16 protein-coding genes are annotated in these 13,432 nt (G+C 68.3%); 6 read left to right on the forward strand and 10 right to left on the reverse strand.

All coding sequences use genetic code 11. From position 1 onward, the window contains the following. Nucleotides 1-337: 337 nt before the first annotated feature. Nucleotides 338-1,264, reverse strand: coding sequence for a ribosome small subunit-dependent GTPase A (gene rsgA, locus H0W40_RS16490; protein ID WP_292448341.1), 927 nt, complete (start codon nt 1,262-1,264; stop codon nt 338-340). A 181-nt stretch (nt 1,265-1,445) separates the two neighbouring features. Then, on the reverse strand, nt 1,446-2,714 hold the full coding sequence (locus H0W40_RS16495; RefSeq protein ID WP_292448344.1) for a M48 family metallopeptidase: 1,269 nt from the start codon (nt 2,712-2,714) through the stop codon (nt 1,446-1,448). Nucleotides 2,715-2,769: 55 nt separating this feature from the next. On the opposite strand from H0W40_RS16495, the gene orn reads away from it, so the two are divergent. Further along, nucleotides 2,770-3,345 carry an oligoribonuclease gene (gene orn / locus H0W40_RS16500; protein ID WP_292448345.1) on the forward strand — a complete coding sequence of 192 codons (576 nt, stop codon included), beginning with the start codon at nt 2,770-2,772 and terminating at the stop codon, nt 3,343-3,345. A gap of 12 nt (nt 3,346-3,357) precedes the next feature. On the opposite strand, the gene H0W40_RS16505 is transcribed toward orn, so the two are convergent. Next, nucleotides 3,358-4,722, reverse strand: coding sequence for a CHASE3 domain-containing protein (locus tag H0W40_RS16505; protein ID WP_292448347.1), 1,365 nt, complete (start codon nt 4,720-4,722; stop codon nt 3,358-3,360). Between the two features lie 105 nt (nt 4,723-4,827). On the opposite strand from H0W40_RS16505, the gene H0W40_RS16510 reads away from it, so the two are divergent. Continuing rightward, entirely contained in the window at nt 4,828-5,466 is a 639-nt protein-coding gene (locus H0W40_RS16510; protein ID WP_292448351.1) for a response regulator transcription factor, read from the forward strand. Here H0W40_RS16510 and H0W40_RS16515 read toward each other — a convergent pair. From H0W40_RS16515 to H0W40_RS16525, 3 genes are all read right to left on the reverse strand, one after another. Beyond that, nucleotides 5,456-5,860 carry a response regulator gene (locus tag H0W40_RS16515; RefSeq protein WP_292448354.1) on the reverse strand — a complete coding sequence of 135 codons (405 nt, stop codon included), beginning with the start codon at nt 5,858-5,860 and terminating at the stop codon, nt 5,456-5,458. The genes H0W40_RS16510 and H0W40_RS16515 overlap by 11 nt on opposite strands. A gap of 110 nt (nt 5,861-5,970) precedes the next feature. Then, complete coding sequence (gene gluQRS, locus H0W40_RS16520; protein ID WP_292448356.1) at nt 5,971-6,888, reverse strand: tRNA glutamyl-Q(34) synthetase GluQRS; 918 nt, start codon at nt 6,886-6,888, stop codon at nt 5,971-5,973. Between the two features lie 104 nt (nt 6,889-6,992). Then, nucleotides 6,993-7,973, reverse strand: a complete 981-nt coding sequence (locus tag H0W40_RS16525) for a LysR family transcriptional regulator (RefSeq protein ID WP_292448358.1) — start codon at nt 7,971-7,973, stop codon at nt 6,993-6,995. Between the two features lie 11 nt (nt 7,974-7,984). On the opposite strand from H0W40_RS16525, the gene H0W40_RS16530 reads away from it, so the two are divergent. The 4 genes from H0W40_RS16530 to H0W40_RS16545 all read left to right on the forward strand — a co-directional run bounded on the left by H0W40_RS16530 (nt 7,985) and on the right by H0W40_RS16545 (nt 10,358). Beyond that, complete coding sequence (locus tag H0W40_RS16530; RefSeq protein ID WP_292448360.1) at nt 7,985-8,116, forward strand: hypothetical protein; 132 nt, start codon at nt 7,985-7,987, stop codon at nt 8,114-8,116. After that, complete coding sequence (locus H0W40_RS16535; RefSeq protein WP_292448363.1) at nt 8,113-8,826, forward strand: pirin family protein; 714 nt, start codon at nt 8,113-8,115, stop codon at nt 8,824-8,826. The genes H0W40_RS16530 and H0W40_RS16535 overlap by 4 nt, the downstream gene beginning before the upstream one ends. Before the next feature lie 40 nt (nt 8,827-8,866). Further along, nucleotides 8,867-9,445, forward strand: a complete 579-nt coding sequence (locus H0W40_RS16540; protein WP_292448366.1) for an NADPH-dependent FMN reductase — start codon at nt 8,867-8,869, stop codon at nt 9,443-9,445. A gap of 199 nt (nt 9,446-9,644) precedes the next feature. Further along, the gene (locus H0W40_RS16545; RefSeq protein ID WP_292448369.1) at nt 9,645-10,358 is read left to right on the forward strand and encodes a DUF599 domain-containing protein; all 714 of its coding nucleotides are present in this window, start codon (nt 9,645-9,647) and stop codon (nt 10,356-10,358) included. Between the two features lie 118 nt (nt 10,359-10,476). Here the strand turns inward: H0W40_RS16545 and H0W40_RS16550 are convergent, their stop codons facing one another. From H0W40_RS16550 to minD, 4 genes are all read right to left on the reverse strand, one after another. Beyond that, nucleotides 10,477-11,460, reverse strand: coding sequence for a TAXI family TRAP transporter solute-binding subunit (locus H0W40_RS16550; protein ID WP_292448372.1), 984 nt, complete (start codon nt 11,458-11,460; stop codon nt 10,477-10,479). A 43-nt stretch (nt 11,461-11,503) separates the two neighbouring features. Beyond that, entirely contained in the window at nt 11,504-12,307 is an 804-nt protein-coding gene (locus H0W40_RS16555) for an alpha/beta hydrolase (RefSeq protein WP_292448374.1), read from the reverse strand. A gap of 74 nt (nt 12,308-12,381) precedes the next feature. Next, a complete protein-coding gene (gene minE / locus H0W40_RS16560) occupies nt 12,382-12,645 on the reverse strand; it encodes a cell division topological specificity factor MinE (protein ID WP_292448376.1) in 264 nt (87 codons plus the stop codon). 4 nt (nt 12,646-12,649) lie between these two features. Further along, nucleotides 12,650-13,432, reverse strand: a 783-nt coding sequence (minD, locus tag H0W40_RS16565) for a septum site-determining protein MinD (RefSeq protein WP_292448379.1), incomplete at its 5' end; no start/stop codon positions are given.

Here is a 13,432-nt window from a genome sequence, read left to right on the forward strand (position 1 = left end):
GCGCGCGAGCGCTGCGCCGGGTCGCTGTGTTGCGTTCATGTCCCCCGGGCCGGGCTCACGCCCAGCCCTCCTCCTTGACTTCACTCCACACAGCAACCCGCCACAGCGCTCCTGCCACCACCGTAGATGCTCGGTTCTGCAGTCGTTCGAGGCTGCGACGGTGCCTGCTGCCGAGGGCGTCGGGTGAGCGGTGCAGTGAAGTAAAGGGGGAGGTGTCGGCCGGCAGGCCGACGCCGGAGGACATGAACGGAGCCGCTCGCCCGATGCCCTCGGCAGCTGCGCTGCAGCATCAGCATCGATGCGTTTGATTGCGGCTTGGTATTAGCCGCTGCGGCTCTCACCACCGCGTGCGCGTCATCTCCTCCAGCAGCTCGCCGTGAATGCGCCAGCGGCTCGCACTGACCTCGCCGCGCTCGACGGCGGCGATCACGGCGCAGCCCGGCTCATGGCGATGCGTGCAGTTGTAGAACTTGCAGCCGCCCGCGTGTGCGCGCAGGTCGGGCATGTAGGCCGGTAGTTGCGCGGCCTCGATCTGCTGCAGGCCGAAGCCCTGAAAGCCCGGGGAATCGATCAGCGCGCTGCCGCGCTCGGCGTCGAGCCAATACCACTGCGTCGTCGTCGTGGTGTGGCGGCCCGAGTTGAGCGCCTGCGAGATTTCGCCGACCTGCGCCTTGGCGTCGGGCAGCAGCGCATTGATGAGCGTGCTCTTGCCGGCGCCCGAGGGGCCGAGCACGAGCGTGGCCTTGCCGTCCAGGCGCGGTTGCAGCACGGCTTGCGCAGCGTCGAAGCCTTGCGCCAGCGAGAGCTCCAGCACCTCGTAGCCCATGGCACGGTAGGGAGCCAGGCGCTCGCTCTGCACCGCCGCGCCGGGCAGGTCGGTCTTGTTGAGGACGATGGTCGCAGCGATGTCGGCCGATTCGGCAGCGATCAGCGCGCGCGCGAGCTGCGATTCGCTGAACACCGGGTCGACCGCGAACCACACCAGCAGCTGATCCAGATTGGCGGCGAAGGATTTGGTCTTCCACTCGTCCTGGCGGAACAGCAGGTTGCGGCGCGGTTCGAGGTGCTCGATCACGCCTTCGCCCAAAGCGCCGCCGCTGCCTTGCGAGATGGATTGCCAGCGCACGCGGTCGCCCACCACGCATGCGCTCTTCTTGCCGCGCGGGTGGCAGATCAGGCGTTTGCGTTCCGGGGTTTCGACGATGTAGTGGCGGCCGTGGCCGGCGACCACCAAGCCTAGGTCGAGCTCGACCGGCTGGGTCAAGCGCACTTCCTCATAAAGGGCCTCGCGGGCATGTGCATCTCGGGCTGGCCCCTCGCTTGCAGCGCGCGCAGCGGCTTGCAAGCCGCTGCCGTTCGGCGGGCTCGGCGCATGCGCCTCGAAAGCCCCGCCTCGCCCCCCACCCTCTCCCCAAAGGGGCGAGGGAGCCAGAGGCCGGTCCGGTTCATGCGTGCGCGCCCATCGCCGCCAGCCGTTCGCCGGCCGGCGGATGCGAGTAGTAGAAGCGCACGTAGAGCCGGTCGGGCGTGAGGGTGGAGGCGTTGTCTTCGTAGAGCTTGAGCAGGGCCGCGCTGAGGTCGCTTGCGCTCGTGTGCTTGCAGGCGTAGGCGTCGGCCTCGAACTCCTGCTTGCGCGACAGGCCGGCGAACAGCGGTGCGACGAAGAAGCTGAAGACCGGCCCGGCGAGCAGGAACAGCAGCAGCGCCAACGCGTCGTTGGCGGCGTTGAAGTTGGGTGTGACGCCCAGGCCAATGTAGAACCAGGCCTGCTGCGAGAGCAAGCCCAGCAGCGCGAAGCCGGCCAGGCTGATCGCGAACATGCCGACGATGCGTTTGATGACGTGCCGGTGCTTGAAGTGGCCCAGCTCGTGCGCCAGCACCGCCTCCACCTCGGGCGGCGAAAGCCGCGACAGCAGCGTGTCGAAGAAGACAACCCGCTTGGCCGCGCCGAAGCCGGTGAAGTAGGCGTTGGCATGCGCCGAGCGGCGGCTGCCGTCCATCACGAACAAGCCCTTGGCGGCAAAGCCGCAGCGCGCCATCAAGGACTCGACCCGCGCCTTGAGTGCGCCGTCTTCGAGCGGCTGGAACTTGTTGAACAGCGGCGCGATGACAGTGGGGTAGAGCACGAGCACGGCAAGATTGAAGCCGACCCAAGCGCCCCAGGCCCACAGCCACCAACTCGGCCCGGCCGCGCCCATCAGCCACAGGATGAGCAGCGCGATCGGCCCGCCGAGCAGCACGGCCACCGCCACGCCCTTGGCCTGGTCGGCCAGCCACAGGGCCGGTGTCATGCGGTTGAAGCCGTGGTGCGCCTCCAGCCGAAAGGTGCTCCATGCATCGAGCGGCAGTTCGATGAGCCCGCCGATCACGGCAAAGGCAGCGAGCAACGCGAGCTGGTAGCCCAGGTCGCCGAGCGCGGGCTGCGCTGCCGCGAGCAGCCAGCCGTTGAGGGTGTCCAGGCCGCCGAGCAGCGTCCAGCCGAGCAGCACGGCGCTTCCCAGCGCCAGGCTCACCAGGCCGAAGCGCAGCTTGGCCAGCGTGTAGTCGGCGGCGCGCTGGTGAGCGGCCAGGCTCACGGTGGCGGTGAAGGCCGCCGGCACGGCATCGCGATGCAGCGCCACATGGCGAATCTGGCGGCTCGCGAGCCAAAAGCGCACCAGCAGGCTGGCGAGCAGGAAGCCGGAGAAAAGCAGGGTGAGCGCGGTGGAGGACATGAAGCGGCAAGTTTAAGTGTTGACCGACAATCGCCCGCTCTGAAAGGACTCCCCGATGACCGAACCCGCCGGCACTGCACCGCTGCTCGCCAAGAGCGACCAAAACCTGGTCTGGATCGACCTCGAGATGACCGGGCTCTTGCCGGCGACCGACCGCATCATCGAGATCGCCATCGTCGTCACGGATGCCAACGTCACGGTGCGTGTGGAGGGCCCCGTGTTCGCCATCCACCAGAGCGATGCCACGCTCGATGCGATGGACGCCTGGAACAAGGGCACGCACGGCCGCAGCGGGCTGACCGATCGCGTGAAGGCCTCGACGGTCGACGAGGCCCAGGCGCAGGCCGGGGTGATCGAGTTCCTGAAGGCCTACGTGCCGGCCGGCAAGTCGCCGATGTGCGGCAACTCGATCTGCCAGGACCGCCGCTTCCTCGCGAAGGACATGCCCGACCTCGAGGCCTTCTTCCACTACCGCAACCTGGACGTGAGCACGCTCAAGGAGCTGGCGCGGCGCTGGAAACCCGGCATCCTGGAGGGCTTCAAGAAGGCCCAGGCGCATACCGCGCTGGCCGATATCTGCGAGTCGATCGACGAGCTGCTGTATTACCGCGAGCACTTGCTGGCGGTCTGAAGCCCGGCGCCCTCAGGGCTTCGCGCTCGGTTCGGCCGCCGAGCTCGGAAGCCAGGCCCGCAGGAGCGTGCCGCCGCCCGGCTTGGCGTCGATCTCCATGCTGCCGCGCTCGGCTTCGACGCGGTAACGCATGCCCACCAGGCCGTGCGCGCTGCTGCGCACCACCGCAGGATCGAAACCCTTGCCGTTGTCGCGCACGCTGATGTCCACGCCGCCGTTGTTCGGCTGCAGCACGACGTCGACGCGCTCGGCCTTCGCATACTTGGCGATGTTGGTCAGCGCTTCCTGGACGAAGCGGTAGACCGTCAGCTCGCCGTCGGGGGCCAGCTCGACCGGCTCCAGCGTCGCCTGCACCTCGAGCCCCGAGCTCTTGGCGAATTCGCGCGTGAGGATGTCGAGCGAGGCGAGCAGGCCCAGGTTGCCGAGCGCCGAGGGCCGCAGGTCTTCGATGATGCGGCGCTTCAGGGCAATGCCGCTGTTGAGAACCTCGTTCAGGTGCGCGATGCGCTCACGCGCTTCCGGGCTGATCGCCGGCAGGCGCGACTGCAGGCGCGCGACATCGAGTTTGGCCGACGTGAGCAACGCGCCGAGTTCGTCGTGCAGTTCGCGTGCCAGTAGGCTGCGCTGATTTTCCTGTGAGGTCTGCAGGTAGCGCGCCAGCTCGGTGAGCTGTGCGGTGCGCTCGCGCACCTCGAGGTCGAGCGTGTCGCGTTCGGCTTCGAGCACCTCGCGCTGGCGCTCCCGCAGTGCGATCACCTGACGTGCCTGGCGCAGATAGAAATAGAACGCCAGCAAGCTGAGCATCGTCATCGTCGCGACGCCGATGCGGCTGATCAGCAGCGTGCGGCTGACCTGCGCCTGGTGCGATTGCAGCCGGGCGCTCTCGACGAGCGCGAGGCCTACGGCCTGCTGGCGCAGCTGTTCCTGGGTTTCCCGGCCAATCTCCGATTCGATCACCGCTCGCCAGGCGTTTTCACGACCGTCGCGGCGCGCCTGCAGGGTGACGTCCATTTCGGAAATCTTGGTCTCGACCAGCCGCGCAAGCCGCGCGAAATCGCCCATCTGCTCGCTGCGAGCGGGCGCCAGGTAGAAGCGTGTCATTCCGAGCAGCAGCTGGCCGATCGACTGCGTCGCTTCGGCGAAGGGTTTGAGGTAGTCGGTGCGGCCGGTCAGCAGGTAGCCGCGCTGGCCGCTTTCGGCATCGACCATGAGGCGCAAGAGGCGTTCGACTTCCAGGCGCACGTCGTAGGCGTCGGTGGTGTCTTGCAGCGCCGTCTGCGAACGGTGATAGGACAGCTCGCCGAACAGCAGCAGCGACAAGGCCGCGATGAGGGCGAGCGGAAAGCTCAGGATGGCGGCGCGACGGCGTGGGCTCATGGTCGGTGATGGCAGCGCAGCGATGGCAGCGGGGGAAGAGGCAGCCCGTGCTCACCGGGTGCCAACCTAGAATCGAGGCTTGTTGCGCCTTGCGGGTGAGTGTTCATGCCGGTTCGTATCGTGATCGTCGACGACCATGCCATCGTGCGGGCCGGCCTGCGGCAGTATCTCGCCGAGCAGGTCGATCTGCAGGTGGTGGGCGAGGCGGCCAGCGGCCGGGAGGCGCTCGAACTGCTGCGCGCCGGCGGCATCGACGTGATGATCATGGACGTTTCCATGCCGGGCCAGAACGGTGTCGAGGCGTTGGCTGCGGTGAAGGCGCGAGCGCCTGAATTGCCGGTGCTGATCCTGTCTAGTTACCCCGAGGCGCACTACGCCACGCCGCTCATGAAGCAGGGCGCCAGCGGGTATCTCAACAAGGAGTGCGAGCCGGCGGAGATCGTGAGTGCGGTGCGCACGCTCGCCCGGGGCCGCCGCTACATCACCGCGGCGGTGGCCGAACTCCTGGCCGACCAGATCGGCGGCGGCAAGACCGATGGGCCGCTGCACGAGCAGCTCTCCGAGCGCGAGTTCCAGGTATTCCTGCGGCTGGCCCAGGGAGAAACCATCGGCGCGATCGCCGAGAGTTTGAGTTTGAGCGTCAAGACGGTGAGCACTTATCGCACGCGTGTGATGGAGAAGATGCAGCTCGCCTCGAACAGCGACCTGACGTACTACGCGCTTAAGACCGGCCTTATTCAGTGAGGTCGCCGTGGCCGGTGGCAGTAAAGCCCAGCCCCGAGCAATAGGCAATCAGCGCGTCGATCTCTCTGGACTTGTCGTACACCTCGTCGGCACCCAGCTCCATGCAGCGCCGCTTGATGTCGGGCGTGGCGTAATTGCTGAACACCACCGCCTTGCGGTCCTCGCCACGATCCTGCAGGCTGCGAAGCACGCTCAGGCCGGAGCCTGATTTGAGAAAGATGTCGATGATGAGCATGTCCCAGTCCTGGGTGTGCTCGCCGATCCAGGCAACGGCGTCCGCCTCCGATTCGGCACTGCCCACCACCTTGATTGGCGCCAGCTCCTCGAGCGTGTCGATGAGGTTCGCGCGAATGATCGGGCTGTCTTCGACGAGGTAAACGCGCAGCAGGGACATGGTGCTCGGGAAAAGGAAACGCGACGGGTTGTATCGCGTGTGAGGAGATGCTAAATGCGCCACTGCAGCGCCACGATCGGACGCGCGCTTCGCCCGATGTAAGACGTTTCCTACGCGGAGGCTCGGCTTGCCCAGCGAGCTGCCCAGGCCTGCGTTGCGGCGGCAAGCCAGTCGGGCTGGTGCGCTGCGTCGACGCGAAGCTCCAGCACTTCCGCGGCCGCGCGCAAGGCCGCCAGCGGATCGTTGACATCTAGCGGCGCTGCGCCGTGCTGCTTGGAAAGCTTCTCGCCACTGACCGCCATCACGAGCGGCGTGTGCAGATAGCGCGGCGTGGGCAGGCCGAGCGCACGCTGCAGCAGCACCTGGCGCGGCGTGTTGTCGGCCAGGTCGGCGCCGCGCACGACATCGCTCACGGCCTGATCGGCGTCGTCGACGACGACCGCAAGCTGATACGCCCACAGGCCGTCACCCCGCTTGAGCACGAAGTCGCCCACGACCGCGGCGACGTCCTGCGACTGCGCACCGAGCTGGCGATCGGCCCAATGGACCGTCGCGTCGTCGGGCAGGCGCAGTCGCCAGGCTCGCGGCGTTTGCCCGCGCAAACCGCCGCGCTCCGGACGGCAGGATCCGGGATAAACCAGTTCTTCATGCCGCGCCGGCGGGCGCCCGAGTGCGGCTGCTGCCGCGGCGATCTGCTGGCGAGTGCAGGCGCAGGGGTAAGCCGAGCGCACCGCGATCAGCCGCTCCAGTGCCGTGGCATACAGCGCGCCGCGCCGGCTCTGCCACTGCGGCGGCGCGTCGGGCACGAGGCCGAGCGCATCGAGCTGGCGCAGGATTTCGCGGTCCGCGCCGGGCACGCAACGAGGCATGTCGACGTCTTCCATGCGCACCAGCCAGCGCCCGCGATGAGCCCGGGAGTCGAGCCAGCTTGCCAGCGCCGCGACCAGCGAGCCGGCATGCAGCGGCCCGGTGGGCGAGGGCGCGAAGCGACCCGTGTAGGCGCGATGACGGGACAGGGAGGTGCTCACTGTGGGCGATGGTAGCCAGCGGCTCAGCGGTGATGGCCGAGTGCAGCGCACGGGCCGGGCGGGCACTCCTGGCCCTGCCGCTCGGATTTGCGAGTCCGCCCGCTCTAAAGCACCAACCCGGCGTGCTGCTCCAGCAGCGCGTGGCGAGTCGCCTCGCTGCGCAGTTGCTTCAGCCACCATTGCAGCGCCAGGCCCGGGGGCGCGCTGCCGCTGGGTGCGTACCAGGCGTAGTGCAGCCCGACACTGCGTGCCGGCAGCCTGGTGCGCTTGATGACCAACCGGCCGGCTTCGACATGGCGGCGCAGCAGCGGCTCGGGCACGGAGCCGCAGCCCAGGCCTCGCAGCAGGGCCTCGAGCTTGGCGGCGAGCGAAGGCACCGTCAGCACGTCCTGGCCCGGCTGCACGCCCACGGTCATCGGCGTGAAGCTGCGCGCGCTGTCGGCGATGGCGACGATGCGGTGGCGGGCGATGGTCTCGCCGCTGAGCGGCTCCTCGGCGTCCGCCAGGGGATGGTGCGGCGCCATGGCGAATTCCATGTGGATCTCGCCGAGCGGCTCGCATTGCATGCCGCTGCCCTGTGTCGGCCCGCCGGCCCCGCCGATGGCCAGATCCGCCTGCCCGGTGGCCAGCGCTTCCCAGGTGCCCGACAGCACTTCGCTGCGCAGGCGCAGCCGGGTCGGCGGGGCGCTGTCGGGCGCGTCGCGGGTGGACACGCGCAGCGCGTAGAAGGACTCGACCAGCTCGAACAGGGCGGTCGGCGCGAGGATGCTGTCGAAGGCGATGGTGAGCTGCGTCTCCCAGCCGGTCGCGATGCGCTTGACGCGGTTGGCCACCGCGTCGATCTCGATCAGCAGGCGCCGGCCTTCGTGCAGCAGCTCTTCACCGGCGGCGGTGAGGCGCGCCTGACGCGAGCTGCGGTCGAACAGCAGCACGTCGAGCGCGTCTTCGAGCAGGCGAACGCTGTAAGTCAGCGCCGAAGGCACCTTGCCCATCTCGCGCGCGGCTGCGGCGAAGCTGCCAGTGCGCGCGATCAGGTCGACCATCGTCAGCGCCTCGGGCGTCAGGACATTGCGGCGTTCGCTCATTCGTCTTGTCCGTGAAGCAGAAGCTGAACGCACGTTCAGCGGCTTTGAATGATGCCATCAAGCCTTGGCCCCTGATGACGACGCGGCCCGCTCCTACATTGAGTGAATGCGGCATCCACGCCGCGATGAAAGGCTTGAAATGATCACGCTGCGCAAATCCGCCGATCGCGGTCATGCCGACCACGGCTGGCTCGAGAGCTTTCACAGCTTCTCGTTCGCTGATTACCGCGACGAGCAGCACATGAGCTGGGGCAACCTGCGCGTCGTCAACGAGGACCGCATTGCCCCCGGCACAGGTTTCGGCACGCACGGCCACCGCGACATGGAGATCATCAGCTACGTGCTCGAAGGCGCGCTCGGCCACAAGGACAGCATCGGCAACGGCGCCTCCATCCTGCCGGGCGAGGTGCAGCGCATGAGCGCCGGCCGGGGCATCCAGCACAGCGAGTTCAACCACGCAGCGGACGAGACCACGCATTTCCTGCAGATCTGGTTGCTGCCCGAGGCGCGCGGCATCGAGCCGGGCTACGAGCAAAAGCAGTTTTCGGCTGAGGAAAAGCGGGGGACGCTGAAGCTCGTGGCTTCACCGGACGCACGCCATGGCGCCGTGAAGCTCAACGCCGATGCGGCGATGTACGTCGGCCTCTTCGACGGCGCCGAGCAAGCCGAACTGACGCTCGATGCGCGGCGCCTGGCCTACGTGCATGTGGCGCGCGGCGCGGTCGAGGTCAACGGCAGGGCGTTAGCGGCCGGCGATGCGGCGAAGCTCGATGGCGAAGCCCGGCTCACCCTGAGCAACGGCGTCGATGCCGAAGTGATCGTGTTCGATCTGGCCCGCACCGCAGTTCGGTGAGCGGCCGCCGCCGCGCAATTCGCCAAGTAGAGTCGCCCACATGAGCCAGCCCCTGCGCGTCCTGATCCTGCCCGGCAGCTCGCGCACGGGCTCCTACAACCTGCAACTCGCGCGATTGGCAGAGAGCCTGTTGCGCGAGCAGGGCGCCGAGCCGCTGCTGCGCGACTTGCGGGCGCTGGCACTGCCGCTCTACGACGGCGACCTGGAGGCGAGCGAGGGCGTGCCGCAGGGGGCGCACACGCTCGTCTCCGAGATGGCGGCGCACGACGCGCTGCTGGTCGTCTCGCCCGAGTACAACGCCTTCCCGCCGCCGCTGCTGATCAATGCCATCGACTGGGCCACGCGCCTGCCCGAGCACAAGCCGGCGATGGCCGGCAAGCCGACGGCATTGCTCAGCGCTTCGCCGGGCGCGCTCGGCGGCATCCGCAGCCTGTTAAGCCTGCGAAGTTTCCTCGCCCTCAACCCGGGCCTGCTGGTGTTGCCGCAGCAGTTCGCGCTCAACCAGGCGGCGCAGGCCTTCACCCCGGAAGGGGCGCTGCGCGATGCCCAACAGCAGCAGAGGCTACAGGGTGTGTTGAGCGCCCTGCAGCGCCACGCACGGGCACTGCGCTCGGCTTGAGCTGAAGCGGCGGGTCGCCGATGTCAGTCGGCGGTTCGGCGGCGCGACCGGGATTCACGGAAAGTCCGGGTCGGACGCGGCCGACGCGAAGGTCTGCTCCGTCAAGGCAGCGCGGCGGCGTGGAATGCGGCTTCGGATGATGTAAGCGCGCCACGATGCGGCCGTTCTGATCCCGCTTCACAGCCGCTAGCATCGCCGCATGCAGATTTTGCTGACCATGCTCGCGGTGCTGCCCTGGACGGACTGGGTGGCGCTGGTGTGGTTCTTGGCGGCGTGGGTCGGCTATGCACGCTTCGCCGACAAGCGCGCTTCGGTGCAGCCTTCGGTGCTCGCCGCCACCAACCGCATCCGGTGGCAGTGGATGCTGCAGACCACCAAGCGCGAGGTGCGGGTGATCGACGGCGTGGTGGTGCAGAGCCTGTCGGTCAGCCCGAGCTTCTTCGCCTCGACGACCATCCTCATCATCGGCGGCCTGCTTGCGGTTCTGGGCGCGAGCGATCAGGCCAGCGCCTTGGCGCGCGAACTGCCGTTCGCCGCGCGCACCACGGTGCTGGTGTTCGACCTCAAGCTCCTGCTGTTGACGGCGGTGTTCGTGTACAGCTTCTTCCGCTTCACCTGGAGCTTGCGGCAGTACACCTTCGGCGCCTTGCTGGTGGCTTCGGCGCCCGAAGCCAGCGAGTTCGCCGTCGAGGGCGGGCCCTCGCGCGAGGCCTTCGCCGACCGTGCCGGGCGGGTGGTGGGCCTGGCCGCCGAGGCCTTCAACGACGGGCTGCGCGGCTACTACATGGCCTTCGCCGTCATAGGGTGGTTCTTCTCGCCGCTGGTCTTCATGCTTGCCACGGCGGGGGTCGTGTACATCCTCTACCGGCGCGAATTCCGCTCCGAAGTGCTGGACACGCTGCGCGGGTTCTAGCGCGGCTCACGGGCAATCCGTTTCGCGGCATGAGTCGGGTCGGGTACTTGGGGTACCGGGTCACGCATCGGCCGGCACGCCGAGAAGAAACGATGGACACAGCCCGCGCCGCCCGACCTCAAGCCGGCAGCAGCCCCAGTTCGCGCAACAAACGTGCGGTGCCAGGATGCAGCAGTGCCGGCGACGGCGTGGCTTGCACGGTGAGCCGCGCCGTGCTCATCGCCGCCTGCGGCAGGGCGGCTGCCAGTGCGGCTGCCGCCTCGTGCAGCGCACGTGCGAGCCGGTAGGCCCGCTCCTCCGAGAACGTGGCCTGGGCGAGCACCACGTTCCACGATCCGACGGTCGGCAGCGCACGCTCGAGCCCTGCGTAGGCCCCGGCCGGCACCTCCATCGCCTTGAGGAAGGGCTGGGCCTGGAGGATCTGCGGGATCTGCGCCGGGCTCGGGCCGATAAAGCGTGCGCCGCGCGGCGCCTCTGCAAGCCGGGTGAAGCCCGGCCAACCCACGCCCGCACCCCACAGGCCCGCGGCCTCGCCGTCGAGCACGCGCTGCGGGCTCTGCGCCGCTTTCTCCACGTACACGGCGCGGAAGTCGCGATCGATGTCCAGGCCGAGCGCGCCGAACACCTGCCGGGCCAGCAGCACGAGCCCGGAGGTCGGCACGCCGAACACGATTGACTCGCCCTTCAGGTCCTCGAGCCGGCGCGCGGTGGAGTCGCCCGGCACCGCCAGCATCCCGGGGCTCGGGTACATGGCATAGAGCACGCGCAGGCCGGCGTCGCCCTGTGTCTGCAACACCTGGTTGGCCGAGGTGCCCTGGATCAGCGCGATGTCGAGCTCGCCGCTTGCGAGGCCTTGCAAGTTCTCGTTCGTGCCGTTGGTGGCGACGACCGTGAGCAGCGCTCGACCGGCGCGCGCATTGAGCACCCGTTCCAGCGCCTGCCCGTACAGCGCGAAGCCGCCGCCCGGTGTGGAGGTGCCCAGGCGCAGCGGCGCATCGTCCGCCCATGCCGAAGCGATGCCCAGCGCCGGCGTGATCGCCAGCGCTTGCAGGAGCCGGCGGCGCGCGGCTTGTGTGGGGGCGATGGGAAGCAGAGATTTCATGGTGCTGTGGCGCGGCGGAGAACGAGGGGTGATGGGGGCCGGGTTACGGCGAGGCCGATTCGCCGAGCACAAAGGATATTGCCTCCTCCCACCACCGGTCGTCGATGTGGTCGATCCAGTCGTTGTGTCCGGCGGTCTGGATCACCGCGAGCCGCTTGGGTTGGGGCAGCGCATCGTGAAGCGCGGTGCCGAAGCGGGCGGGCACGATGTCGTCGCGCCCGGCGACCGCTACCAGGACCGGGCGGCCGAAGGATGCAAGATGGGTCGCGCTGTCGTAGCGATCGCGCAGCAGCCACTTCACCGGCAGCCAAGGATAGTGATGCTCGGCAACATTCTCGAGCCGGTCCCACGGTGTGATCAGCAGCACGCCAGCCGTCTTGTCCCGATGCCGGGCGCCCGCCGCCGCGGCCACGCCGGCCCCAAGCGATTCGCCGACGAGCAGCAGCGGTGGGCCATGCAGGCGATGAGCCAGCGCGACAGTCTCTTCGGCGTCATCGACGAGGCTGCGCTCGCCCACCGCGCCGCCGCGCGGGCCGTAGCCGGGATATTCGGCCAGGATCACCCGCAGACCCAGCCGCGTGAGCGCTGTGGCGTAGTACCCGCGGTGACCGGCATGCCCTGCGTTGCCATGAAAGACAAGGGCCGTGCCGCGCACCGGGCCCGAAGGTTCTGCCACGAGGCCGCGGAAGTCGCCCTGTGCCGGCCAGGCACGAAGATCGGCCGACACCATGGCGCCGACGGTGGCCGGGGCAGGGAAGTAGAGCAATCGGTCCTGAAGCACGGCGATCGTTCCCAGGAGAGCCAGGCCGGCTGCGATGAGTGCCAGCGTGACCTGGATCGATCTCATGGGCGTGCAGCGTGAACCGGGGCGGTGTTCATGAGCTGCGTTGCGCCCCCGCGCACGCTTGCGGACCCCGAGGGTTACCGCAGGCCTTCCGAGAATTCGATCTTCACCTCCAGCACCTCGAGGTTCTCCTGACGCTCGAGGTTCACGCGGATGTCTTCCGGCTTGATCGAAACGTACTTCGAGATCACCGCGACGAGCTCGCGCTGCAGCGCCGGCAGATAGTCGGCAGCGCGCTTGCCGCGGCCGGTGCGTTCGTGGGCCAGGATGATCTGCAGCCGCTCCTTGGCGACGCTGGCCGTCTTCTTCTTCTCTCCGAGCAGGAATGAGAGCAGAGACATCGCTTTACCTCCCGCCGAACATGCGCTTGAAGAAGCCGGGCTTGGCCGCGTCGGTGAAGCGCATGGGCTTTTGCTCGCCGAGGAAACGCGCGATCACGTCCTTGTAGGCCTCGGACACGTCGGTGTCCTTGAGGTGCACCGCCGGCAGGCCCTGGTTCGACGCGTCGAGCACGGTGTCGGACTCGGGAATTACGCCGATCAGCGGGATGCGCAGGATCTCCTGGATGTCCTCCAGAGAGAGCATCTGCCCGCCGACCACGCGGCTGGGGTTGTAGCGCGTGATCAGCAGGTGTTCCTTGACGGGCTCCTTGCCATCGATCGCGCGCTTGGTCTTGGAGGCCAGCATGCCGAGGATGCGGTCGGAGTCGCGCACCGAGGAAACCTCGGGGTTGGTGACGACCAGCGCCTCGTCGGCGAAGTGCATCGCCATCATCGCGCCGGTCTCGATGCCGGCCGGCGAATCGCACACGATGTAGGCGAAGTCCATCGCGGCCAGATCGGTGAGCACCTTCTCGACGCCTTCTTGCGTCAGGGCTTCCTTGTCGCGCGTCTGCGAAGCGGCCAGCACGAACAGGTTGTCGCACTGCTTGTCCTTGATCAGCGCCTGGTGGAGGTTGGCTTCGCCCTGGATCACGTTGATGAGGTCGTAGACCACCCGGCGCTCGCAGCCCATGATGAGGTCCAGGTTGCGCAGGCCGACGTCGAAGTCGATCACGGCGGTCTTGTGGCCGGCCAGCGCGAGGCCGGCGGCGAAGCTCGCGCTGGTGGTGGTCTTGCCTACACCTCC

The sequence above is a fragment of the Methylibium sp. genome (assembly GCF_013817345.1).
In the GTDB taxonomy this organism is placed as follows: Bacteria; Pseudomonadota; Gammaproteobacteria; order Burkholderiales; family Burkholderiaceae_C; genus Methylibium.

Coding starts and splice junctions, on each gene's coding strand:
- H0W40_RS16555 (WP_292448374.1), bottom strand. CDS start 12,307: ATGAGATCGATCCAGGTCACGCTGGCACTCATCGCAGCCGGCCTGGCT.
- H0W40_RS16495 (WP_292448344.1), bottom strand. CDS start 2,714: ATGTCCTCCACCGCGCTCACCCTGCTTTTCTCCGGCTTCCTGCTCGCC.
- H0W40_RS16545 (WP_292448369.1), top strand. CDS start 9,645: ATGCAGATTTTGCTGACCATGCTCGCGGTGCTGCCCTGGACGGACTGG.
- H0W40_RS16540 (WP_292448366.1), top strand. CDS start 8,867: ATGAGCCAGCCCCTGCGCGTCCTGATCCTGCCCGGCAGCTCGCGCACG.
- H0W40_RS16525 (WP_292448358.1), bottom strand. CDS start 7,973: ATGAGCGAACGCCGCAATGTCCTGACGCCCGAGGCGCTGACGATGGTC.
- H0W40_RS16510 (WP_292448351.1), top strand. CDS start 4,828: ATGCCGGTTCGTATCGTGATCGTCGACGACCATGCCATCGTGCGGGCC.
- H0W40_RS16550 (WP_292448372.1), bottom strand. CDS start 11,460: ATGAAATCTCTGCTTCCCATCGCCCCCACACAAGCCGCGCGCCGCCGG.
- H0W40_RS16505 (WP_292448347.1), bottom strand. CDS start 4,722: ATGAGCCCACGCCGTCGCGCCGCCATCCTGAGCTTTCCGCTCGCCCTC.
- H0W40_RS16535 (WP_292448363.1), top strand. CDS start 8,113: ATGATCACGCTGCGCAAATCCGCCGATCGCGGTCATGCCGACCACGGC.
- orn (WP_292448345.1), top strand. CDS start 2,770: ATGACCGAACCCGCCGGCACTGCACCGCTGCTCGCCAAGAGCGACCAA.
- minE (WP_292448376.1), bottom strand. CDS start 12,645: ATGTCTCTGCTCTCATTCCTGCTCGGAGAGAAGAAGAAGACGGCCAGC.
- H0W40_RS16515 (WP_292448354.1), bottom strand. CDS start 5,860: ATGTCCCTGCTGCGCGTTTACCTCGTCGAAGACAGCCCGATCATTCGC.